General features: G+C 36.6%; 25 protein-coding genes and 1 pseudogene. 7 read left to right on the forward strand and 19 right to left on the reverse strand.

Features of this window, described 5'->3' with window-relative positions:
* Positions 1-129, forward strand: a pseudogene (locus tag PN497_RS00800) (4-hydroxyphenylpyruvate dioxygenase); the annotation flags it as partial.
* Between the two features lie 147 nt (positions 130-276).
* Here PN497_RS00800 and PN497_RS00805 read toward each other — a convergent pair.
* Both PN497_RS00805 and nagA read right to left on the reverse strand, forming a co-directional pair.
* Positions 277-1,818, reverse strand: a complete 1,542-nt coding sequence (locus tag PN497_RS00805; RefSeq protein ID WP_096568462.1) for an FAD-dependent oxidoreductase — start codon at positions 1,816-1,818, stop codon at positions 277-279.
* A gap of 389 nt (positions 1,819-2,207) precedes the next feature.
* Positions 2,208-3,377: an N-acetylglucosamine-6-phosphate deacetylase gene (gene nagA, locus PN497_RS00810; protein WP_096568465.1), complete on the reverse strand. Its 1,170-nt coding sequence runs from the start codon at positions 3,375-3,377 to the stop codon at positions 2,208-2,210.
* Between the two features lie 114 nt (positions 3,378-3,491).
* Between nagA and purE the strand changes: the two genes are divergently transcribed.
* Positions 3,492-4,010: a 5-(carboxyamino)imidazole ribonucleotide mutase gene (purE, locus tag PN497_RS00815; protein WP_096568468.1), complete on the forward strand. Its 519-nt coding sequence runs from the start codon at positions 3,492-3,494 to the stop codon at positions 4,008-4,010.
* Positions 4,011-4,114: 104 nt separating this feature from the next.
* Here purE and PN497_RS00820 read toward each other — a convergent pair whose 3' ends face one another.
* From PN497_RS00820 to PN497_RS00830, 3 genes are read right to left on the reverse strand one after another with little or no spacing between them, the layout of a single operon-like run.
* The gene (locus PN497_RS00820; protein WP_096568471.1) at positions 4,115-4,807 is read right to left on the reverse strand and encodes a zinc-dependent metalloprotease family protein; all 693 of its coding nucleotides are present in this window, start codon (positions 4,805-4,807) and stop codon (positions 4,115-4,117) included.
* A 12-nt stretch (positions 4,808-4,819) separates the two neighbouring features.
* Positions 4,820-5,422 (reverse strand): TerD family protein, encoded by a 603-nt coding sequence (locus PN497_RS00825; RefSeq protein WP_096568474.1) that lies wholly within the window; start codon positions 5,420-5,422, stop codon positions 4,820-4,822.
* A 24-nt stretch (positions 5,423-5,446) separates the two neighbouring features.
* The gene (locus PN497_RS00830; RefSeq protein ID WP_096568477.1) at positions 5,447-6,022 is read right to left on the reverse strand and encodes a TerD family protein; all 576 of its coding nucleotides are present in this window, start codon (positions 6,020-6,022) and stop codon (positions 5,447-5,449) included.
* A gap of 1,337 nt (positions 6,023-7,359) precedes the next feature.
* On the opposite strand from PN497_RS00830, the gene PN497_RS00835 reads away from it, so the two are divergent.
* From PN497_RS00835 to PN497_RS00845, 3 genes are all read left to right on the forward strand, one after another.
* On the forward strand, positions 7,360-8,826 hold the full coding sequence (locus PN497_RS00835) for an ammonium transporter (RefSeq protein WP_096568480.1): 1,467 nt from the start codon (positions 7,360-7,362) through the stop codon (positions 8,824-8,826).
* 195 nt (positions 8,827-9,021) lie between these two features.
* Positions 9,022-9,258: a DUF2281 domain-containing protein gene (locus PN497_RS00840; protein WP_228051890.1), complete on the forward strand. Its 237-nt coding sequence runs from the start codon at positions 9,022-9,024 to the stop codon at positions 9,256-9,258.
* The gene (locus PN497_RS00845; RefSeq protein WP_096568486.1) at positions 9,252-9,617 is read left to right on the forward strand and encodes a type II toxin-antitoxin system PemK/MazF family toxin; all 366 of its coding nucleotides are present in this window, start codon (positions 9,252-9,254) and stop codon (positions 9,615-9,617) included. Before PN497_RS00840 ends, PN497_RS00845 begins: the two co-directional genes overlap by 7 nt.
* Before the next feature lie 89 nt (positions 9,618-9,706).
* Here PN497_RS00845 and PN497_RS00850 read toward each other — a convergent pair whose 3' ends face one another.
* Positions 9,707-10,195 (reverse strand): hypothetical protein, encoded by a 489-nt coding sequence (locus PN497_RS00850; RefSeq protein ID WP_096568489.1) that lies wholly within the window; start codon positions 10,193-10,195, stop codon positions 9,707-9,709.
* 155 nt (positions 10,196-10,350) lie between these two features.
* A complete protein-coding gene (locus tag PN497_RS00855; protein WP_096568492.1) occupies positions 10,351-10,719 on the reverse strand; it encodes an SET domain-containing protein in 369 nt (122 codons plus the stop codon).
* 224 nt (positions 10,720-10,943) lie between these two features.
* Between PN497_RS00855 and PN497_RS00860 the strand changes: the two genes are divergently transcribed.
* Positions 10,944-11,417 carry a hydrogenase maturation protease gene (locus tag PN497_RS00860; protein ID WP_096568495.1) on the forward strand — a complete coding sequence of 158 codons (474 nt, stop codon included), beginning with the start codon at positions 10,944-10,946 and terminating at the stop codon, positions 11,415-11,417.
* Positions 11,418-11,471: 54 nt separating this feature from the next.
* On the opposite strand, the gene PN497_RS00865 is transcribed toward PN497_RS00860, so the two are convergent.
* The 4 genes from PN497_RS00865 to PN497_RS00880 all read right to left on the reverse strand — a co-directional run bounded on the left by PN497_RS00865 (position 11,472) and on the right by PN497_RS00880 (position 14,581).
* Positions 11,472-11,846: a hypothetical protein gene (locus PN497_RS00865; RefSeq protein WP_096572690.1), complete on the reverse strand. Its 375-nt coding sequence runs from the start codon at positions 11,844-11,846 to the stop codon at positions 11,472-11,474.
* Between the two features lie 19 nt (positions 11,847-11,865).
* Positions 11,866-13,152: a nitroreductase family protein gene (locus tag PN497_RS00870; protein ID WP_096568498.1), complete on the reverse strand. Its 1,287-nt coding sequence runs from the start codon at positions 13,150-13,152 to the stop codon at positions 11,866-11,868.
* Positions 13,139-13,603: an ankyrin repeat domain-containing protein gene (locus PN497_RS00875; RefSeq protein ID WP_096568501.1), complete on the reverse strand. Its 465-nt coding sequence runs from the start codon at positions 13,601-13,603 to the stop codon at positions 13,139-13,141. The genes PN497_RS00870 and PN497_RS00875 overlap by 14 nt, the downstream gene beginning before the upstream one ends.
* A gap of 381 nt (positions 13,604-13,984) precedes the next feature.
* Complete coding sequence (locus PN497_RS00880) at positions 13,985-14,581, reverse strand: CBS domain-containing protein (protein ID WP_187040955.1); 597 nt, start codon at positions 14,579-14,581, stop codon at positions 13,985-13,987.
* 800 nt (positions 14,582-15,381) lie between these two features.
* Here PN497_RS00880 and PN497_RS00885 point away from each other — a divergent pair.
* Complete coding sequence (locus PN497_RS00885; protein ID WP_096568504.1) at positions 15,382-15,849, forward strand: DUF29 domain-containing protein; 468 nt, start codon at positions 15,382-15,384, stop codon at positions 15,847-15,849.
* Positions 15,850-15,909: 60 nt separating this feature from the next.
* Here the strand turns inward: PN497_RS00885 and PN497_RS00890 are convergent, their stop codons facing one another.
* From PN497_RS00890 to PN497_RS00925, 8 genes are all read right to left on the reverse strand, one after another.
* Positions 15,910-16,323 carry a hypothetical protein gene (locus PN497_RS00890; protein ID WP_096568507.1) on the reverse strand — a complete coding sequence of 138 codons (414 nt, stop codon included), beginning with the start codon at positions 16,321-16,323 and terminating at the stop codon, positions 15,910-15,912.
* A 288-nt stretch (positions 16,324-16,611) separates the two neighbouring features.
* The gene (locus tag PN497_RS00895) at positions 16,612-16,761 is read right to left on the reverse strand and encodes a site-specific DNA-methyltransferase (protein WP_236104082.1); all 150 of its coding nucleotides are present in this window, start codon (positions 16,759-16,761) and stop codon (positions 16,612-16,614) included.
* Between the two features lie 3 nt (positions 16,762-16,764).
* Positions 16,765-17,112, reverse strand: coding sequence for a FeoA family protein (locus tag PN497_RS00900; RefSeq protein ID WP_334310597.1), 348 nt, complete (start codon positions 17,110-17,112; stop codon positions 16,765-16,767).
* 52 nt (positions 17,113-17,164) lie between these two features.
* Entirely contained in the window at positions 17,165-17,464 is a 300-nt protein-coding gene (locus PN497_RS00905; protein ID WP_096568510.1) for a 2Fe-2S iron-sulfur cluster-binding protein, read from the reverse strand.
* Positions 17,465-17,658: 194 nt separating this feature from the next.
* On the reverse strand, positions 17,659-18,030 hold the full coding sequence (locus PN497_RS00910; RefSeq protein ID WP_096568513.1) for a HesB/IscA family protein: 372 nt from the start codon (positions 18,028-18,030) through the stop codon (positions 17,659-17,661).
* A gap of 66 nt (positions 18,031-18,096) precedes the next feature.
* Positions 18,097-18,879, reverse strand: coding sequence for a HesA/MoeB/ThiF family protein (locus tag PN497_RS00915; RefSeq protein ID WP_096568515.1), 783 nt, complete (start codon positions 18,877-18,879; stop codon positions 18,097-18,099).
* Between the two features lie 10 nt (positions 18,880-18,889).
* The gene (gene nifW, locus PN497_RS00920; RefSeq protein ID WP_096568518.1) at positions 18,890-19,207 is read right to left on the reverse strand and encodes a nitrogenase-stabilizing/protective protein NifW; all 318 of its coding nucleotides are present in this window, start codon (positions 19,205-19,207) and stop codon (positions 18,890-18,892) included.
* A complete protein-coding gene (locus PN497_RS00925) occupies positions 19,204-19,404 on the reverse strand; it encodes a CCE_0567 family metalloprotein (RefSeq protein ID WP_096572692.1) in 201 nt (66 codons plus the stop codon). The genes nifW and PN497_RS00925 overlap by 4 nt, the downstream gene beginning before the upstream one ends.
* Positions 19,405-19,500: the final 96 nt, after the last annotated feature.

Genomic DNA, 19,500 nt, shown 5'->3' on the forward strand with positions numbered 1-19,500 from the left:
ACTTTTTTCTTGGAATTTATTGAACGTCGTTCTCAAGCTGCTGGTTTTGGTGAAGGTAATTTTCGCGCTTTATTTACTGCTATGGAAAGCGAACAAATTAAACGGGGGTTTGTAAAAGGTGACTGGTGACTGGTGACTGGTGACTGGTGACAGTAAGAAGGAAATATCTCGTTATCTTGTTTATCTCGTTTATCTCGTTCCCAGTTTCTAACTGGGAATGTGATCAAAGAGGCTCTGTCTCTGTTATAACTTAGTTTCTCTCCTAAAAATAATAACTTATTCAAAATAATCTCCACCAGAACCAAACTTCCAAGCATCTAGCCAACGATGATAATAATATTGTTGATCTGAAGGCAGATTTTTAATTATTGGTTCTAAGATAGAACTGAGGGAAAATAAAAGAGTAAATATAAATAAATTCCCATAATGTAATATCCAATCAAATAAACTTAATAAACCAACTTGAGGAATAATCTTGGACACCAAGACAGGATGAGAGAAACCTGTTTTTAACAAAGTTTGAGTTAAAGCAGAAAACTGAACCACATCTTGTAAAAAAGGCTTTAAAACCGGATTTCCTAATTTTTCCATTTCTGCAAACACAGATGATAGAAGTTGGTTAATTTGCTGGGGAGGAATTTGTTGATTTACACCCACACTCATGGCTTTTTGAAATAACCAAGTTACACTCAAACTCGGTTGATATGGTTGCAAAAGTTTTAAAGATTGGGATGATAATTGATTGGTTTTTAATGCTTCCTCAATACCAAAAGTTAACCGTTGTAAATGACGAATCATAGCACCAAAACCGCCAAAACTCAAAGGTGATTGATTTCCGCTACTATCACCCACGGGTAAAATACGATCCCAAAGAGTTTGTAAAGGACTTTCGCGGTAACTGGGAAAGAAACCAAACAACGCCCGTTTAAAATTTAATTGACTAATTTCCACACCTTGATACTCTGGTAAAAGGCGAAAATATTCCTCAAATAAATCTTCTAAACTCAAGCGTTGGGGTGCTGCATCCATATAGGTAAATAAATAAGTTGTTCTTCCATCCTTAGCGGGAAAAGCTTCCCAAAAATATTGACATTGATTTTGTAAAGGAGTGAAAGATAACAACAAATCTCCTGATTCATTTTTCGGAAAACCTTCTGCACAACTTCCCACCACTAAACAAAGTGCATCTGGTTTTTTCCCTTGACGTGCTTGTTTACTAATAGGTGAAAGATGTCCCATTGCATCAAGTAATAATCTGGCTTTAAATTGGTTATTGACTATTACCCCATCGGGATGAACTACCACTTTATTAAAAGGAGTATTTTCAAATAAAATTCCTCCCACCGATAGAAACCGATTTTTTAAAGTTGCGAGAAGATAAACAGGGTCAACACCAATATTTAAAACATCTTCTACCCAAACTTCTGTACCACCTGAAAAACTCACTCGTGCGGGATTATATTCAGTGACAATAGTTGTTTCTAACTCTGTTTCTGTTAATAAGTCTAATTCTCTAAATACTGATAATTCTTTGCGAGAAATATTCCATTCCTGTTCTCTTCCTTGTAAAATTCCTCTCTCTAATAATGCTACCCGCACACCGCGCACAGCTAAAGCACAACCTATTAAAATTCCTAATGTTCCACCGCAGATTATTACATCCCAGTCTACAGAATTTAAAGGTGCGGAGTTTTGTTTAACTACTTCTGTGAATGTTTGGTTATCGCTTCGCAAAGATGTTAAAATTTGGTCGGTGCGCCGTAAACCATTTAATACATTTCCGGGAAGTTGAGAAAGAATTTCTTCTGTTAAAGTCATGATCATTAATTTTGTTTGATTTAGGATTTTCAGGATTTTCAGGATTTTCAGGATGTTATTGAAAATAATATTATATATCTATTTTTTGGATAAATGAACCACGAAGAAGCGAAGGACACGAAGGGAAGATGTTTTGAGAGAGATTTTTTGTGTTTGCAGAAAACTGACAATCTCTTTTTCTTCTTTGCGTCTTTGCTTCTTAGCGTGAAATAAAATTACTTCATGAATCCTGTACGGGGGAAGCCTTCGGGCAATCAATTATCAATTTTTTCCCAAGGCTATTTTCCTGTAAGGGCGAAGCATTCGGACGATAAATTATCAATTTTTATCACAGGCTATTTTCCGAATGCTTCGCCCCTACTTCGCCCCTACTGACTCCTGAATTATTACTAATTATTTATCCTTTTCCAATTCAATTCCCTGGTATTTTTATCCCAATGCCAGCGTATTAAATTAGCAGGTTGCTTGGGCGTAAGTGTGGGTAAATTGATGGCTTTTCTGGGTGCATCTGTAGCTAAGAAAATGGCTGTTTCTACATCACAAATGCCCCATTTGACTAAGTTCTGTACTCCCTTGAATAAAGGAAAGGTTGTACCTGATAATGTCCCATCTGCTAATCTGGCTGTGCCGTTTTTAACGGTAATTTTGCGATCATCCCAAGGATATTCCCCATCTGGTAATCCTAACGGTGCTAGGGCATCACTGACAAGAAATAATCCTTTACTCGCACGTAACAAAATTTCTAACATGATGGGGACTACGTGCTGTCCATCAGCGATAAAACTACTCATCACGTCGGGATTGTTCATTGCTGCACCTAATAATCCCGGTTCGCGGTGATGTAATGGTGGCATGGCATTGAACGCATGAGTTACCATTGTTGCACCGGCTTTAAATGCTTGTTGTGCTTGTGCTGCTGTGGCTTGGGAATGTCCTAAACTAACGGTGATACCCAAGGAACGCAAATAGGGGATCACTTCCCCTGTGGGATCTAATTCTGGTGCTAAGGTGATAACTTTGACAATTGAGGCATAATCACCTAATACCCGTTTGACTTCGTTCATTGTCAGGGGTAATAAATATTCTGCTGGATGTGCGCCTCGTTTACCGTAGTTTAAAAATGGTCCTTCGAGATGAACTCCCAGGATTTTTGCACCGGACTTTTGGCTATAGTTGGAAATGAGGGTGAGCGATCGCTGAATATTTTCTACAGAAGTTGTTACCAGTGTTGGTAAATATCCATCAACTCCTGCATCCCACAAATATTGTGATATTTCTTCTAACCGATGGATGTTTTTTCGCGTTAACTCAGGAAAAGCTAAACCTAGTCCCCCATTTATTTGTAGATCAACTCCACCTAATGATATCCAATCTCCGGCAACATCCACAATCTGTAAATTTTCCGGTGTCTCTCGTTGACACACTTTCCCCATTGGTAAAATCTCTTCAATTTTACCCTTTTTATTCACCCAAATCATCTGTAAACCTTGATAACCGGGTACTTTTGCATTGATAATATCAACGTTGGAAAGAATCGGGTTGAGTGTCGCGGTAGTCATTACCCTGCCAAGATAAACCTAAACTTGATTGTAGATGGAAATATCCACAATTCACCCAAAATCCAAAATCTAAAATCCAAAATCTAAAATCCAAAATCTAAAATCTAAAATTCTATGAGTCTTGAAGTTGGTATTATTATGGGCAGTGATTCGGACTTGCCTACTATGAAGGATGCGATCGCTGTTTGTGAGGAATTTGGCATTGAATCCGAAGTAGCTATTGTATCTGCCCATCGTACCCCAGAACGGATGGTAGAATATGCCCAAACCGCCCACCAACGCGGTATTAAGGTGATTATCGCTGGTGCTGGTGGTGCTGCCCATCTGCCTGGTATGGTAGCATCTTTAACCCCCCTTCCTGTAATTGGTGTTCCCGTCGCAACTCGTAATTTACAAGGTGTCGATTCTTTATATTCTATTGTGCAGATGCCAGCAGGTATTCCTGTCGCTACGGTAGCTATTGGCAATGCTAAAAATGCCGGACTCTTAGCAGTGCAAATACTCGCTACGCATCAACCAGAATTGTTAGCAAAAGTCCAAGCATATCGTCAAAGTTTATGTGATATGGTGATGGACAAACAAAGTAAATTAGCAGAATTGGGTTATCAGCAGTATTTAGAACAGAGGTTTTAAAAAAGAAAAGTTGTAAAAAAGAAAAGGCGATTGTTGTAAATCGCAGCTATACAAACAAAGTCCGCCTACGCGGACTAGCAACATATAATATTCAAGGATATAAACTAAGATTTATGCTGACTAATAGCATAATTCATTAAGATAATTTGCTCTGCATGAAATGATGGTGGCATCAAACTATGAATTCTATGATCCAGTCCATCGTGCATCACATCAGTTGGTAAATTAGAATGGTCTAAACCTAAAGTGTGTCCAATTTCGTGGGTGATAGTATTAGCAATTAAATTAGATAATTGCTCTAAATTCAAATCAGCACAATAGGAAGCATGAAGTATTTGATCTATCCGCACAGCAGCAAGATTTGTCACTTTACCAGGACTAAAACTAGCAATTCCTAAATAGTCAACTGGTTGATGATGAAATAGCACCTGAACATGAGTAAAGTTTTGCCCCCACTCTCTTTGATCTGGTGGTTCAGATGTTAAAAATAGATTCACACTTCTAAAAGCACTGAACACTTTAGATAAAGCATCTTCCATTAATTTTATCAAGGTGCTTTTTTCTTCAATACCGAACAGAATAGCTGAAATATCAACCCAGATGCAATGACGATTTTGGTGTGTATTTTCAACAAGTAACCTGCCACAAAATGGACATATTTGCCAATTTGTTTGGATGCGAGAACGGCAACCTTGACAGCGAGGTTTTGCTGGTCTTTCCAGGTTGATCCGTTCCCAAATCGGAACTTGCAGCTTACGATTTGGTTTTTTGAGATTCAGGCGATCGTAAAGCGACATTATTCCTTAAATTTAACAGTAGGATTTAACCAATTCTCCCAAACCATTGACACTGACACCATTGCCAATAGCTGCCATTTTCCATTCATTATTGTGCCGATAAACTTCAGCTAAAATCATCCCTGTCATCCCTTTGTACTCTTTGCCAGAAAGGTTATATCTAGCCAGTTCTTTGTTGTTAGCTACATTAACCAAACGCACAAAGGCATTTTCAACTTGGCTAAAGTCTTGTTTCCGGGTAATACATTCGTAAATATTAATTACGAATACCAACTTAGCAATTTCGGCAGGTATGCGGAGTAAATCAATAATAATCACCTCATCATCACCATCACCAGCACCAGTTAAATTGTCTCCTGTATGGGTGATTCCTCCTGAATAATGTTGGAGATTACCAAAGTAAATAATATTCCCTTTATCTGTTAATTTGCCATTAGTATCTAGGCAGATAACAGAGGCATCTAGATCATATTCATGACCACCACCAAAATTACTAAAAAATCCACCTCCAGAACGTTTTGCCACATCCCAACCTAGTCCACACATCATTTGCGTCAGGCCGGGAGCTTCTTTAGAAAGTGATATTCTTTGTCCTTTCTGTAGATTAATTGCCATAATAATTTGCTCCTATATTTTCTCTTAGCTAAAACGATCTAGTAAGGCTTTTAATCCACCTTGATAACCAGAACCTACAGCATTTAAACGCCATTCTCCATCCTTGCGATAGAGTTCGGCCATGATCAATGCAGTTTCAATTGAATAGTCTTCAACTAGGTCGTAACGAATTACCTCTTGTTTATTTTGAGCATTGACAACTCGGACAAAGGCATTATGAACTTGACCAAAATTTTGACCTCTTTCTGCTGCTTCATGTATAGTGACAGTGATAACTATTTTCTGAATATCAGCAGGAACTTTTTGCAAATTAATCTTGATGACTTCATCATCTCCTTCACCAATACCTGTTAAGTTATCTCCTGTGTGTTGAACTGATTTAGCTGGATCCGGACTGATCAGGTTGTTGTAAAAAATAAAGTGATTATCAGAGATGAGTTTTTCATTAGTTCCAAGTAGGAAAACTGAAGCATCTAAATCAAAATCAAAGCCAGTATCCATGACTTTGACATCCCAACCTAAACCAACAAATACTTCCGTGAGTCCTGGTGCAACTTTTTCCAGTGATACTCGTTGTCCTTTGGTTAGTGATATTGCCATGATTAGGGTTACTCCTAAATTTTATTTCTCGGTTGATTTTCTAGCCAATTATTGTTATCTGAATTAGACTTTCAGAATATTTAATATTGACAAGAAAAAGTAATATAAATCTGCAATTTACTAGCACAAAATCAGACTTTCAGCATGATACAAGATGTCAAATGCTTTGAAAAAATATCAGTACATAAATTTTGCAGCCGGTATTTACAGAATTGTTGTCAGTACGGACAATGCACAATCTAAAACAATATGACAAACTAAAGTTTACTCTTTGTTTACCTAAAAGCCTAAATTTGGTGCTTAGGTAATGTTACAACTAGAAATGATGTAACAGTTTTACCTTATTTGTTTATCGTTTTGTTTAATCACTATTAAATAACTTATCTTTTGCTCTGTAATCAGTATTTTTGCGTAATTATTACTTTGGGACTAAATTGTATACTTGATTAAATTTGAATTTACATCTCAGGAAATTTACTTAAATAAACAGACATTAATTTAAGATTAATTTAAGATTTTTTCTGAACAATTGTGGTAAAGACGTATAAACTACTAGATTTAGAGTTCGTATACTATACAAGTATATTAAGTAACTGGTTAACAGTTTTGTTAATCTAGCGATCGCCTTCCCAATAGATAAACACTAGCCAAAAATGTAACTTCGTACATAGATCGACTTCTTTGGAAGTGGGGTATCTGGAATACATAATTTTTACATATAAAAAATTAATAAATTATTAAGAATTTATATAAATAAATATATTTTACCTTGAGGGTACAGTGGTAATAGGAGAAAATGCCTGTATTACAAAGGATCTATCGACATTTCCCTATCCTGTGCAGAAGCATCATTGATATCAAAACCTTAAAAACTGTAATTGAATATACAGAAACCTTAACAAGGTTAACATTATTAAATACAAAATCAATCAAACTTATTTGCTTGTGGTTTTATTTGCTGGTGGTTTCACCAACTTCTTCGGAGTTAATTTAATTAATTCCTGGTTATTCTCGTTCTCAATAATTAACTATTGAATTAATTGAGTTGTTCCAGATTCAAAACTGCATATTGAGGAGTGAACATCCTTCATAAGAAATAGGGAATTGTTAATAAAAACAAACTCCCAAATCGTTTTGGCATAAGGGTTGATGTATCTTATGCTATTCAAAAGATATGTTGTAGCGGAGAACAAAAGCATCTAAAAAATAGAACATCAAAACCACGATTTTTCAGATGTATTAGCAAAAACATCATGCAATTACCCTCATGAAATTAACTTAATTTATTAGGGTAAAACCAAAAAATCCATAAAGATTTTCTACTCAAAAAACCAGCAATGAATAAAAGAATGAGTCCCTTACACCGCCTACTAGCACTAGCTATAGGCTCAATGGTCTTTGCAATTTTCGCTCCTACAATTGTCCAAGCTGCTGATCCGCCAACATTGGAATCTTTAGCGGACACAACCACAAAATTGCAAATTTCCATTGATACCACCTGGGTAATGCTGACAGGCTTTATAGTCTTCTTCATGCAAACCGGTTTCGCAATGTTAGAAGCAGGTTTATTGCGACAAAGAGGAGTAGTTAACGCCTTAGTAGAAAACTTTATTGATCCATGTATTACCATCCTCGTTTGGTGGGGTGTTGGTTTTGGGATCGCTTTCGGTACAAGTACGGGCGGTTTTATCGGCACAGATACCTTTTTCCTGAGTCAGTTACCCGGTGCTGATGGTAGTTACCCAATGGGCGCACCTGGTTCTACTGCTGCACTTAATACCTATACCTTATTCTTCTTCCAATTTGCCTTTGCTGCTACCGCCAGTACCATCACCACCGGTTCAATGGCGGGAAGAGCTAACTTTGTTGGTAACTTAATTTACAGCGCCATCATGGGTGCATTTAGTTACCCCATAATTGTCCATTGGGTATGGAACTCAGAAGGTTGGTTAGCCAAAATGGGTTTCCATGATTTTGCTGGTAGTGCTGTAGTTCACACTGTGGGTGGTTGGACAGCTATAGTGGGTGCATATTTAATTGGTCCGCGTCCTGGTCGTCCTGCTTGGGGAACACTCCCACCAGCACACAACTTAGGTTTAGCAACCTTGGGCGGAATGATTTTATGGTTTGGTTGGTTCGGGTTTAACCCCGGTTCAACTTTGGGAACTGGAAATACTGGTTTAATTGGTTTGGTAACTATCAATACAGCCTTATCTTCCGGTGCAGGTGCTTTAACAGCAATATTTTTCCAATATACCCGTTCTCAAAAATGGGACTTAACCTATTGTATCAACGGCGCTTTAGCTGGTTTGGTGGCAATCACCGCAGGTTGTGCTTTTGTTTTACCTTGGGCAGCAGTATTAATTGGAATCACTGGTGGTATTTTAATCGTTGTTGGTATTGATTTAATTGAAGCAATGCACATTGATGATCCAGTCAGTGCCTTTGCAGTTCATGGGATCAATGGCATGATGGGTACTATCGCTGTGGGCTTTTTAGGTCAAAAAGAATTGACCATGAATGGAAAAGCAGGGTTGCTTTTAGGCGGTGGTTTTGATTTATTGGGTGTGCAAATTTTGGGTATACTGGCGATCGCTGTATTCACTTTTGCTTTTGCCTTTGTGATGTTTAGTGGACTCAAAGCCATTGATAAATTGCGTGTTCATCCCAAAGGTGATGAAATCGGGATTGATGCTTACGAACACGGTGCAACTGTTTGGCCTGATGTTTACGCAGTTGAAGAGTTTGTTGAAGAACAACAAAATCATTCTAAAAATCCTCCTATTGGCACATTTGAGGGTTAATAAATTTGATCTTGATTTAGTCATCATTTGATAAATAATTAGATCCCCGATTTTCTTAGATGAAGTCGGGGATTTTTATGTTTCACGCAATCTCCGTCAGGAGATCCCGCAGGGTAGACGCAAAGACGCAAAGGAAGAAAGAAAGGAAAGGTTAGGTTACAATGAGAATATAGAGGCAAGCAACCCAGCTTTATTATGAGTATGAATTTACAAGAGAAAACAATTGCTCAAATCCAGCAAATGCCAGATTCTTTAGTTAAAGAAGTATCTGATTTTATAGACAGGTTGTTAACTAAATACAAGCTTGAACAAGGAGAATGGTCTTTTAATTTTGGCGAATCTATTGATACAGCAGAATCTGATTTTGCTGACTATTTATCTAATTTAGAAGATTATGAACAACGTTTGGCAAGTGGGGAAATTAAGTGGTAGATATCAAAAGAGGAGATGTAGTTCTCTGTGATCTGAACCCTGTTATTGGCACAGAACAAGCAGGAATCAGACCTGTTGTAGTAGTGCAAATTGATCGAGCAAATGCAGTCAGCCCCCATACCATTATTGCACCATTCACATCAAAAATTAGACGAGCTATTTTACCGTCTCATGTGCTTATTCCTGCTGGTATTGGTGGTTTAAGCCAAGATTCTGTAGTGCTTTGTGAGCAAATTAGAGTTGTTGATAAATCAAGGATTATCAGATTAATTGGTCACTTGGATGATAATTATTTAAATGATTTAGAGATAGCTTTGTGTACTATACTTGGGTTGAATATTGTAAATAATAATGAATGATATGAGGTTGGTGTAGATAGTGAAAACCCAACAGCAAAGGACTGGTTAATGTTGGGTTTCCTTACGTCAACCCAACCTACTTTATTAAGTTACAAAAATTCCCAAATGCGAATTAGAGAAATACCAGTCACTTTCTCAAATATAGACACTAAACCTGTAAGAATTAGACTTGTCAAAAATAACTCCATTGATATGTCTACAGATTTTTCTAACCATTTAGGTGCTTTTTCTGCTAATGTTTTTCTGACAAGATACAAAATGGGAACAACTATCAAGCTTACCCAGCCAGCTATTGTAGCCCATACAATATTGAGAACAGTAGTTAGAAAAGTAATAAGGCTTCCAAAAAATAAAATCAAGAACCAGTTAATTCCTTTTAAAGTGCCTATTATACCTAAAATTACTAGAGCAGTAATTCCACCTAAGATAGCACTCAGAATTGATATAACTACATAGGTTGAAAATAAAATGTCAGAATCGTGCAAAATAGCAATAGTTATGTCTAAATTGATACCTAGTGCAAATCCCCAAAGCAGACCCTTTGTTAGTTCGCGCTGAAAGTTTATAGTCTCACTCATTTTTAATGCAGTCAATATTGGAACATTAAAAACTATAGTGTAAATTAAGCAACAAGTCTACAAATTTACTATCTGATTAGCTAGGTTTAAGATTCGGTTAAACAATAACCTACTCCTTCTCTCTCTGCGCCTCTGCGCCTCTGCGTGATCAAAAATCAATCCACCACATCAAACCAAATAGGCGTTAAATCATCAACATTACCATTATAATTAATAGTAATTTCCTGACCTTCCCGAATATATTTATAAGCAATAATCTCTATTATTTGTTGATCAAACTTTTTCACATACAGCGCATTAGGCTGATAAGAATGATTAAAAAGAGACCCATAACCAAGAGCGATCGCCCCACTTTCTCCATGCCAACCAAAATAATAATTACATAATACCGTATGGGTAATTAACTTAACTTGTTGTTTAGGAATAACAATCACATTGGCGATATCAATTATTTCCCCAAGCTCAAAATCCCTCTGAGCAAAAACACCTCTTCCTTTGATTTCTGTATCACGAACTACTAACATAAATCTATTTTGTCTGATCTGTGAGAATGATGTTTAACTAATCACTACAGATAGACGCAGAGACAATAAAGACAAATTTTTTTCACTTACTTACGGCTGCTATAGTCACTATAAAGTTAATATTTAGAGACATCATCAAAATTTCCGTAAATTTTAATTTTTGTTGAGGTTTATGTGAGGAAACTGTGCAAAATTGAGAATATTCATGTTATTATAAATATCCCATGCTCACGATCATAGGTTGTGGAAATCTCAATCGTAATGACGACGCGGTAGGCGTAATCATTGCCCAACGTTTACAGCAATATCTCGCCGAAAATCCTCACCCCAAAGTCCGCGTTTTTGATTGTGGTACTGCGGGAATGGAAGTGATGTTTCAAGCGAGAGGAAGTGAAAAATTAATTATTCTGGATGCTAGTTGCACAGATTCCCCACCAGGTGCTATATTTAAAGTCCCAGGGAAAGAATTAGAAGCTCTACCCGAACCGAGTTTTAATTTGCATGATTTTCGTTGGGATCATGCTTTGGCTGCTGGGAGAAAAATCTTTTTAGATGATTTTCCCCAGGATGTGACTGTGTATTTAATTGAAGCTGCAAATCTTGATTTTGGACTAGATTTAAGTGCTGCTGTTCAACATTCTGCTGATTTAGTTTTGGCAGAACTAATCACAATTATAAGTCAGAATGTGACGGCGTAACTAATAATCTCAAATCCAAAATCCAAAATCCAAAATCCAAAATCCAAAATCCAACTATGCCCAATCACGGTAAACTGAGAGTTCATCTACCCTCATTTCAAATGGTACAGCATTAGGGTCAGGAGGACAAACGCGAATTTTGGCACTGCTAACAATACCATAAAGAATACTAGCCATTGGGACGATTTTTTGCAAAATTTTCCAATTGCTAACTTGATCTGGACATTCAATTACTAAAGTTAAAGCACTAGCATCAGTCGTCATATACCAACGACAATGAGAGAGTAAATTTTGAATAATGCGATCGCATCCTTGATAAAAGTACCGACTAATAGAATATTCTAGCTGTTGTCGCAGGATAATATCTGCTGATGTTGCTTGCATAGGGTGCTTGTCATCAGCATTGAATTCTGATTCTCTTCTGCTCATTTCGGTTGCTTTTCCTATTTTATTTACCAATGGCCATTACATAAAGAACATCCTTATTGGTTAGTAGAAATGCTTGGGCTTCATCATCATAAAAAGCACCAATACCACTACAATCTATTCCCCAATAATTGCAGGATAGATATACTCGTTGTCCGATAAAACCAGCTAATTGCATAGCAGTTTGATAACTCAAATAATCGGACACAAAAAACAAAGTTACAGCGCAGTCTTTAGCCAGCGCCTGATGAATACACAAGTAACCTGTTTTTTCACTCAAATCACCCGACTCAATGAGATTCCTACCATGATATAAACCGGGTGTCATACCTTCAACACGATGCACCACCGAGTAAATTTCTATTTGCTCAAAATCTTCTGTAGGGATTGGTTGTTGAATATCTTGCCAAATTCGCCAATAGATTTCTTGAGTAATAGAATTTCTTTGAAAACGTCGAATAGAACGCCTGTTCCAAACGCTCTCAAAAAACCGTTCTCGGTGAAAATTAAATTGAGGATGTTCTAGCTTTTGCTGGTGACTAGGTTGCATTGATGTTGCTTGATAAGCATCTTCAATGAATTGATTCGCTTGAAAATAGTCAGTTCCACAGACAAAAGGAATGGATAACCTTAAACGTCTGACTGGCTTTTCTTGCGTCTCCCCCGATATCACACAACTACTAATAAACTCCTTATTCTCAAATCCTAAATCAGCATTGAGAGAGAGTTTATCAAAGTCAAAGATTAATTTGATGTTTTTTTCATGAAGATACGCTGAAGCTGCAATAGCGCCCATAAGGTGTCCGCTATCCAATAAGCAATATCTAATGCTCCTGTCTTGATATTTCCAGCTAGACCTATAATAAACACAACTAACTAAAAAAATGCAGCCGTTGATACGTTTATTAGGTATAATATAACTTTCTAACCCATCATCAATTAATTCATAAATCAACGTCAGACAATTATTCTCAACTTCTAGATGGTAGATGCCGTTTATAAATCCTTCAACCTCACGAATTTGGATATAAACTTCCGTGGGATATAACGCCCCAGCAGAGGGATTTACCCGGAGTTGATAGGTTTCATTTTTGTAAATCTTCTCAAAAGTAATGGCGCTTGTTAACTTGATAAAAGCATGAAATGGATTATTAGGAATTAATTTCACTCGCCGATAAAATTTAGGATAAACTTTAAAGGCGCGGGGTTGAGTTGATCCATCCACATAATTGGGATTCATTTGCACAGATAGGTAAGAATGCTTGGTAGCCTCATGAAAGGCTATTCCATAAAGCTTACTGTGTGGCATTTTTCAGTAACCTTAAAACTTCTATATTGCTGGCAAAGTCAATTGCTTTATAGTCATCCAAATTGTGTAAATTCATGTTAGGATTATGTTGTAATAGCAATCTCACTACTTCTGTCTTTCCAGCCGATGCACCATACATCAGGACAGTTGCACCATTATCATTTTGATTGTTAATATCTATGTTGGCTTCTAGTAGTAAATTCATTAAATCGTAGTGATTCCCAAAACACGCAAACCACAAAGCATTATTGTGATCATCGTTAGTGGCATTGATATCCGCACCTGCATTAATTAATTCTTTCACCACTGGGTAAAGTCCATCTCTAGTAGCTTTCATTAAAGCTGTATCACCATTTTTACCCCGCTGATTTAAATCTTCGGGATTGTAATTATTTGCTAATAGCCATTGGCTGGTTTCTGTACTTAATTTGAGTTGATTTGGTTGACTCATAATTATAGTTGAGTAAATAACTTAAACAAGAAAAATATGATGGCTGATTACTGATAGCTGATAGCTGAATACTTACCAAATAAAAACGGAATGGTGAGCAATGCCCACCATATTTAAAAGCTTTATTTGAATCAGAGAAAAAACACAGTAGCTGGAGAACAATTGTGATACCAATTCTTTGTGACGTTGCCAGAGATTTGATCCCCCCAACCCCCCTTAGTAAGGGGGGCTAAGAGATGAATTGATCATCCGGGAAGAGAAAAGGTATAGCAAGCACTCAGGTAATTAGGACATCAACTGATGACAAAACTAAGATACAAATTAACTTTTAAATCTGTCACCTGTCACCTGTCACCTGTAACCTGTCACCTAGTAAAACTGTTAGCCGGCTGTCACTGGTTTTTTATCGTCAGCAAACAGTTCTCTAGCAGATTTGCATGGTTTTGGTACACCATAAAAAGTAGCTTCTGCTTCGAGTTCGTCTACTATATCCCAAGCTTCAATTGCTCGTTTAGAATCTGGACCATAGTTAGCAGAAATTAACCGAGCTTCAGACACAGCTTTCTGTATCTCTTTGCGTAGGAATTTTAATTTTGGTTTATCTACAAAGTTACCCTTGGTGAGAATATCAGTCACAGAAATAATGCCTAATAATTCACCTTGAATAACAGGCGCACGCCATGTATCAGTATTAGCAAATAACCGCGCTACATATTCAACATCTAGGTCAGGATTGACAACTACGCAGGGTTTAGTCATCACTTCGTACACATGAACCGCTTCGGGATCTCTACCAAAAGCTGCAACTTTGCCCACGATATCCATTTCGGTAATCATACCGTAAGCATCGCCACTGTGACGAGGTTCAACAACTAAAGCCCGCAGTTCTTTGAGCCTCATTAGTTTGACTGCTTCTGCTACGGTTGCGGAACCGCGAATAGTAGCAACATCTTGAGTCATAATTTGTTTGGCTCTCATAATTCCTGCTCCTTTAATTCGGTGAGCGAATCATTGAATTACTTCTAAACTGCTGCGATTTTCCTAAACTTTTTCTCGGTAGTTTTTGCACCTTTGCACCTTAATCATCAATAGATATTGAATAGTGAGGCGTGTTATGTACTACTGGCTAAAAAGCAATTACTTGATGTGAACATTCCTAAACCGAATTATTAATAATCTGAGAGATTTTCATGAATCCGGTGATTTTAGAAATAAGATTTACGCAGGTTCTATATATTTTCATCTACCGTTCTTACTCTTTACCTTGGTTGTGGTTTAACTGGGGATCAAAGTAAGAGGTTTGGGATTTACTCTGTAATCGCTTCTTGTTGAGGTTTAGGTTCACTGCCAACAATTTAGCTTACTTATATAGTATCACTCTGGTCAGCAGGAAATATGAATGATTTATAAAGATCCACCCATTTTTGACCATAAATCGGATTAAAAAATTGTTAAGTGGATGACAGAAGCAAAAAATTATATTTGATGTTTTTGATATCAGATATTACGATTTATTATGAAATTTATTAGTTAAACATTTAGGAAAATTCCATTAAATAAATATAAAAATTATTGACTAGAAATACTATTTCTGAATTATGGCAGCAGCGGAAAATATGAGGTTTGACAAAATATATGTTTCATTTGTAGTCAATAGATACATTTTTGGGTTATCATAGTTATAATCTAGGTATTAATAACCTGGTTAACTTATCAATATATTGAAGACTGACGAAGTACATCAGAAATTGTAAATGTGAAATTGGAACTGTGAGTTTATGCTGTTACCAGTAGAATTAGCAAATCAAAATTTATATGAACAAGATTATTATTTGTGGTTGCGGACAACTATTAATCAACTTCGTGCTGGGCAATTTTCATCTGTAGATTTAGAGAATTTAATTGAAGAATTAGAAACTATGGGTAGAAGTCAGAAACGAGCTATTGAAAGTTTATTGATTAGACTTCTCGAACATTTGTTAAAACTTAAATATTGGGATAGTGAAAGAGAGCGTAATGAGGGACATTGGAAAGGGGAAATCAGGACTTTTCGCAGACAAATAAAAAAAGAATTGAAAGATAGTCCTAGTTTGAAACCTTATATTTTAGAAATCTTTGAGGAATGTTATGAAGAAGCAAGAAAAGAAGCAAGCGATCGCTCTCAACTTCCCCTGGATACATTTCCCATCAATCCCATTGGTTCTTTAGAGCAGGTTTTAGATGATAATTGGTTTGTTGGGAGATGAGAAAATAGCGATCGCTCTTTTATAAATCAATTCCAGAGTCAAAATTCACATTTATTGTGATCATGAATTTTGAGCTATGATTTGATTGTATAAATAATTCTCCAATTCTGAATCAACATCTAAAGCAAAACGTAGTTCCCTATCGTTGATATGTGGAAAATATGACTTTCCAAATCTTCTAAGTAAACTTCCACCAACTTGCGCTCCTCTTTGAATCTTGTGTTGCAAATGCAACCCAGTAACAAAAGCTGTTATCCGTGCTTTACTGTCAGTGTCATTTCTAATACAAGTTCTTAGAGCTATCTTAATATCTTCTTCTGGTGAACGAAGGTTAACGTTGTTTGTTGCAACCTGTATGAAATCAAAACAACCAAGTCCAGCTTGATAAATTTGCTTTCTGAGATTTTCGTCCTTAACTAATTTCCAAAATAAAGCAACAGCAATTTTTTCAACGGGATCAGGATCAGAAAACATAACTTACTTATTGATCAATATATAAACGTATAATTTAATATACACTACTTTTTATACTAAATCAAGAACTTAATTTAGTCCTTAACAATGAGTTGATTAGAACAGGTTTTAGATGATAATTGGTTTGTGGGATAATCTGGCATTAAGCATTCAGTAATCTAGTCATAAGATCCCGGACTTCTTTTATTATCATGTTAATAAAATCTGACTATATCACAGAAGTCGGGGATCTGGGTATCAACAAGTGTTATAGCTTAATCATTAAAATTTGGCTAAAATAATCATAGTTCAAATAATAAATAATTCCTGTTGTTTAAAATTAGATTCTGCCATACGGTTATTAGCTAGATTAACATAATCAGGATTGATTTCAATTCCTAAATAATGACGATTTAAATTTCTAGCTGCTAAACAGTCTTTTGGATCACATAATACCAAAAATTATTTTTGTTTTAATAATCTATTAGTTCCACCCTCAAGCACACGCACATAAATAGCCCGTACAGTGTCCCGATCTAAATTCATTGATACATTTCCAGCCTTAATTATAAAAGCCGGAAAATGCTGCTCAACAGTGATATTAGTTCCTGTATGAATACCCATTGATATCAGTTTCCTTCTCATAGTTTTATCCTGAGTTTGACAGACAGTAACAATTCCTATTTCTCCAGGTTTGAGCAATTCCAAAGAGCAACCAGTTACACTAAAAGGAGTAAACATTGCCGAACAATAATTAAAAGTAAAAAGTGAAACTTGAAATGATGAAAGATGATAAACATCCTCCATCATGGTAAAAGTTCAATTATGGGTTTAATTAGCAAAGCTAAACCCTAATTTTGTATTAAACCAAATAAGCTTCTTGGTGGGTTTTGATTGTACAGTTGGAGCGGGGATAAGTAACGCACAATAAAGCAAAACCTTTTTCTACTTGTTCATCATCCAAGAAGTTTTGATCATCTTGGTTGATTTCACCTTCAACAATTTTACCTACACAGCTAGAACAAGAACCAGCGTGACAAGAAACTGGTAAATCAATACCTGCATCTGCTGCTGCATCAATAATTGTGACATCATCATCACAGTCAATTGTGGTGTCTAATTCTTCTTTTTTGTTGATCAATCTTACTTTATACGTTGCCATGTTTTACTTCTCCTCAAATTTGAATAGAACTTGTAATTTGGTTGCTTACTGTTTACATTTTCAGTAAGGTAAATCATCTCTTCCGTACACAAAAAAATGTAGAGTGTGTCTACGGAAAAGTTGTAAATTTGTAGGTGATGGAATGGAACTTAGAAAAGTTTCCATATCTATTTTTTCCTAAGTTCCAAATTTTTTTAGCTGCAAGGTACACCGTTAGGTGAACAATCTCCTGATTTAAAAGATTTGCCACAACCACAGGTGTCAGTTGCATTGGGGTTGGAAAACTTAAAACCGCTATCCATGACACCCTCAATAAAATCAACGACTACACCTTCTAATAAGGGCGCACTTTTAGCGTCAACGTAAATCAATACGTTACCTTGTTGGGTGACAATATCATCAGGTTGGGGCTTATTGGTAATTTCAATACCATATTCATAGCCACTACAACCACCGTTTTTAACGGAGATGCGGATACCTTTTTTAGCTTGATTTTCTTCCGCAGCAGAACCTTTTAAAAAAGCCCGCAAACGAAATTCTGCTTTTTCTGTTAAAGTAACAGTCATTTTGTTTCCTGTAGCGATGATTCTGATTTTCAGATGTAGGTTAATTATTACTGTGGTGGTGAAACTTTAAACTGATAAAGATTGAGATTGGGAATATCTCCAAGGTGCTGTATTACCGCAGACTGGACAATTGCGATCGCGTTGAGAACGACGTTTAGCAAATTCCATTCTACTGAAATCAATTGTTAGCAATTCCGATAATAATGGTTGACTAAAACCGGTAATTAACTTGATAGCTTCCAAAGCAGTTAAACAAGCTAAAGTTCCAGAAACAGCCCCTAAAACTGAAAAACCCCGGCGATCCCAATCTGGTTTTTCTGGAAACAAACAGGACAAACAAGGAGTTACACCAGGAATAATTGTTGTTAGGTAAGCCTCCATTCCATCCATTGCTGCTTCCACCATTGGTTTACGCCACTTTACACAAGCTTCATTTAATAAATTACGCTCGGTAAAATTGTGGGCGCAGTCCAAAGCCATATCCGCAGATTGCACCAACGAATCTACATTTTCGGGGGTAATATAATCATGAATTGCCTCAATTTGCACATCAGGATTAATAGCTTCCAGAGTTTCTTTAGCCTTAAAAACTCTTGGTTTTCCCACCCAATCATCAGTCATTAAAATCTGACGATTCATGTCATCGAGACGCAAATCACCACCCCGGACTAGGATGAGCCGCCCAACGCCCGCTACTGCTAGGTAAAGCGCCGCCGTTCCACCTAATCCCCCCACACCAGTCACCAGAACCGTCGCTGACTTCAGGCGCTTTTGAGCTATTTCGCCAAAATTCGGCAGCATCATTTGGCGACTATAGCGTTCTAATTCGGTAGGCGTTAGGTTGATCAATTTATACCTCCTAGTCAGACGTGATTTCTGTTAGCGTAACTACATTTTTTGGTTTGTCATTGAACACCTTGAACAATTTTTGTTCGTGGGGTGTTGATTCTATAAAAACTTGATAAGCTTGTTGCAAAGCTTGGCTGTATTTTTCTAACTTTTCTGCTGCACTTAGATTAGGATATTGCTCATCAATTTGATACATAAATTGAGAGAATTTTTTTAAGATATGCAGCCGATTGACATTGACAAAATGTTGATCGTAAGGCAGATTAAAAAACTGGAAATAAGCTTCTGCATCTACGATTTTTTTAAATTCTTCAATAGTTCCAGTCATTTACCGTTCTCCATTTTTTTTAGTTGTTGCTTGAGTTGATCTAACTCTTGATAGATTTTGTAAGTCTCATTGGCAACATCCATCAATTTTTCGTAATCTGTAGGTAGTCCTTCAGCTAAATCATGCAGATCCATTTTCATTTGACCTGCTTTACTATTTAGCTTTTTAATCGTGGTTTTCAGTTCTTCAATGGTCATTGGTGATTGGTGATTGGTAATTGGTAATTGGTAATTGGTAATGGGTAATTGGTAATTGGTAATTGGGTATTCTTCCCAGTCCCCAGTCCCCAGTCC

Source organism: Sphaerospermopsis kisseleviana CS-549 (assembly GCF_028329225.1).
Classification (GTDB): domain Bacteria; phylum Cyanobacteriota; class Cyanobacteriia; order Cyanobacteriales; family Nostocaceae; genus Sphaerospermopsis; species Sphaerospermopsis kisseleviana.

Coding starts and splice junctions, on each gene's coding strand:
- PN497_RS00900 (WP_334310597.1), bottom strand. CDS start 17,112: ATGATGGAGGATGTTTATCATCTTTCATCATTTCAAGTTTCACTTTTT.
- PN497_RS00855 (WP_096568492.1), bottom strand. CDS start 10,719: ATGTTAGTAGTTCGTGATACAGAAATCAAAGGAAGAGGTGTTTTTGCT.
- PN497_RS00880 (WP_187040955.1), bottom strand. CDS start 14,581: ATGAGAGCCAAACAAATTATGACTCAAGATGTTGCTACTATTCGCGGT.
- PN497_RS00875 (WP_096568501.1), bottom strand. CDS start 13,603: ATGAGTCAACCAAATCAACTCAAATTAAGTACAGAAACCAGCCAATGG.
- PN497_RS00870 (WP_096568498.1), bottom strand. CDS start 13,152: ATGCCACACAGTAAGCTTTATGGAATAGCCTTTCATGAGGCTACCAAG.
- nagA (WP_096568465.1), bottom strand. CDS start 3,377: ATGACTACCGCGACACTCAACCCGATTCTTTCCAACGTTGATATTATC.
- PN497_RS00865 (WP_096572690.1), bottom strand. CDS start 11,846: ATGAGCAGAAGAGAATCAGAATTCAATGCTGATGACAAGCACCCTATG.
- PN497_RS00820 (WP_096568471.1), bottom strand. CDS start 4,807: ATGTCGCTTTACGATCGCCTGAATCTCAAAAAACCAAATCGTAAGCTG.
- purE (WP_096568468.1), top strand. CDS start 3,492: ATGAGTCTTGAAGTTGGTATTATTATGGGCAGTGATTCGGACTTGCCT.
- PN497_RS00805 (WP_096568462.1), bottom strand. CDS start 1,818: ATGACTTTAACAGAAGAAATTCTTTCTCAACTTCCCGGAAATGTATTA.
- PN497_RS00830 (WP_096568477.1), bottom strand. CDS start 6,022: ATGGCAATATCACTAACCAAAGGACAACGAGTATCACTGGAAAAAGTT.
- PN497_RS00885 (WP_096568504.1), top strand. CDS start 15,382: ATGCTGTTACCAGTAGAATTAGCAAATCAAAATTTATATGAACAAGAT.
- PN497_RS00840 (WP_228051890.1), top strand. CDS start 9,022: ATGAGTATGAATTTACAAGAGAAAACAATTGCTCAAATCCAGCAAATG.
- PN497_RS00860 (WP_096568495.1), top strand. CDS start 10,944: ATGCTCACGATCATAGGTTGTGGAAATCTCAATCGTAATGACGACGCG.
- PN497_RS00910 (WP_096568513.1), bottom strand. CDS start 18,030: ATGACTGTTACTTTAACAGAAAAAGCAGAATTTCGTTTGCGGGCTTTT.
- PN497_RS00835 (WP_096568480.1), top strand. CDS start 7,360: ATGAATAAAAGAATGAGTCCCTTACACCGCCTACTAGCACTAGCTATA.
- nifW (WP_096568518.1), bottom strand. CDS start 19,207: ATGACTGGAACTATTGAAGAATTTAAAAAAATCGTAGATGCAGAAGCT.
- PN497_RS00905 (WP_096568510.1), bottom strand. CDS start 17,464: ATGGCAACGTATAAAGTAAGATTGATCAACAAAAAAGAAGAATTAGAC.
- PN497_RS00850 (WP_096568489.1), bottom strand. CDS start 10,195: ATGAGTGAGACTATAAACTTTCAGCGCGAACTAACAAAGGGTCTGCTT.
- PN497_RS00825 (WP_096568474.1), bottom strand. CDS start 5,422: ATGGCAATTAATCTACAGAAAGGACAAAGAATATCACTTTCTAAAGAA.
- PN497_RS00890 (WP_096568507.1), bottom strand. CDS start 16,323: ATGTTTTCTGATCCTGATCCCGTTGAAAAAATTGCTGTTGCTTTATTT.
- PN497_RS00925 (WP_096572692.1), bottom strand. CDS start 19,404: ATGACCATTGAAGAACTGAAAACCACGATTAAAAAGCTAAATAGTAAA.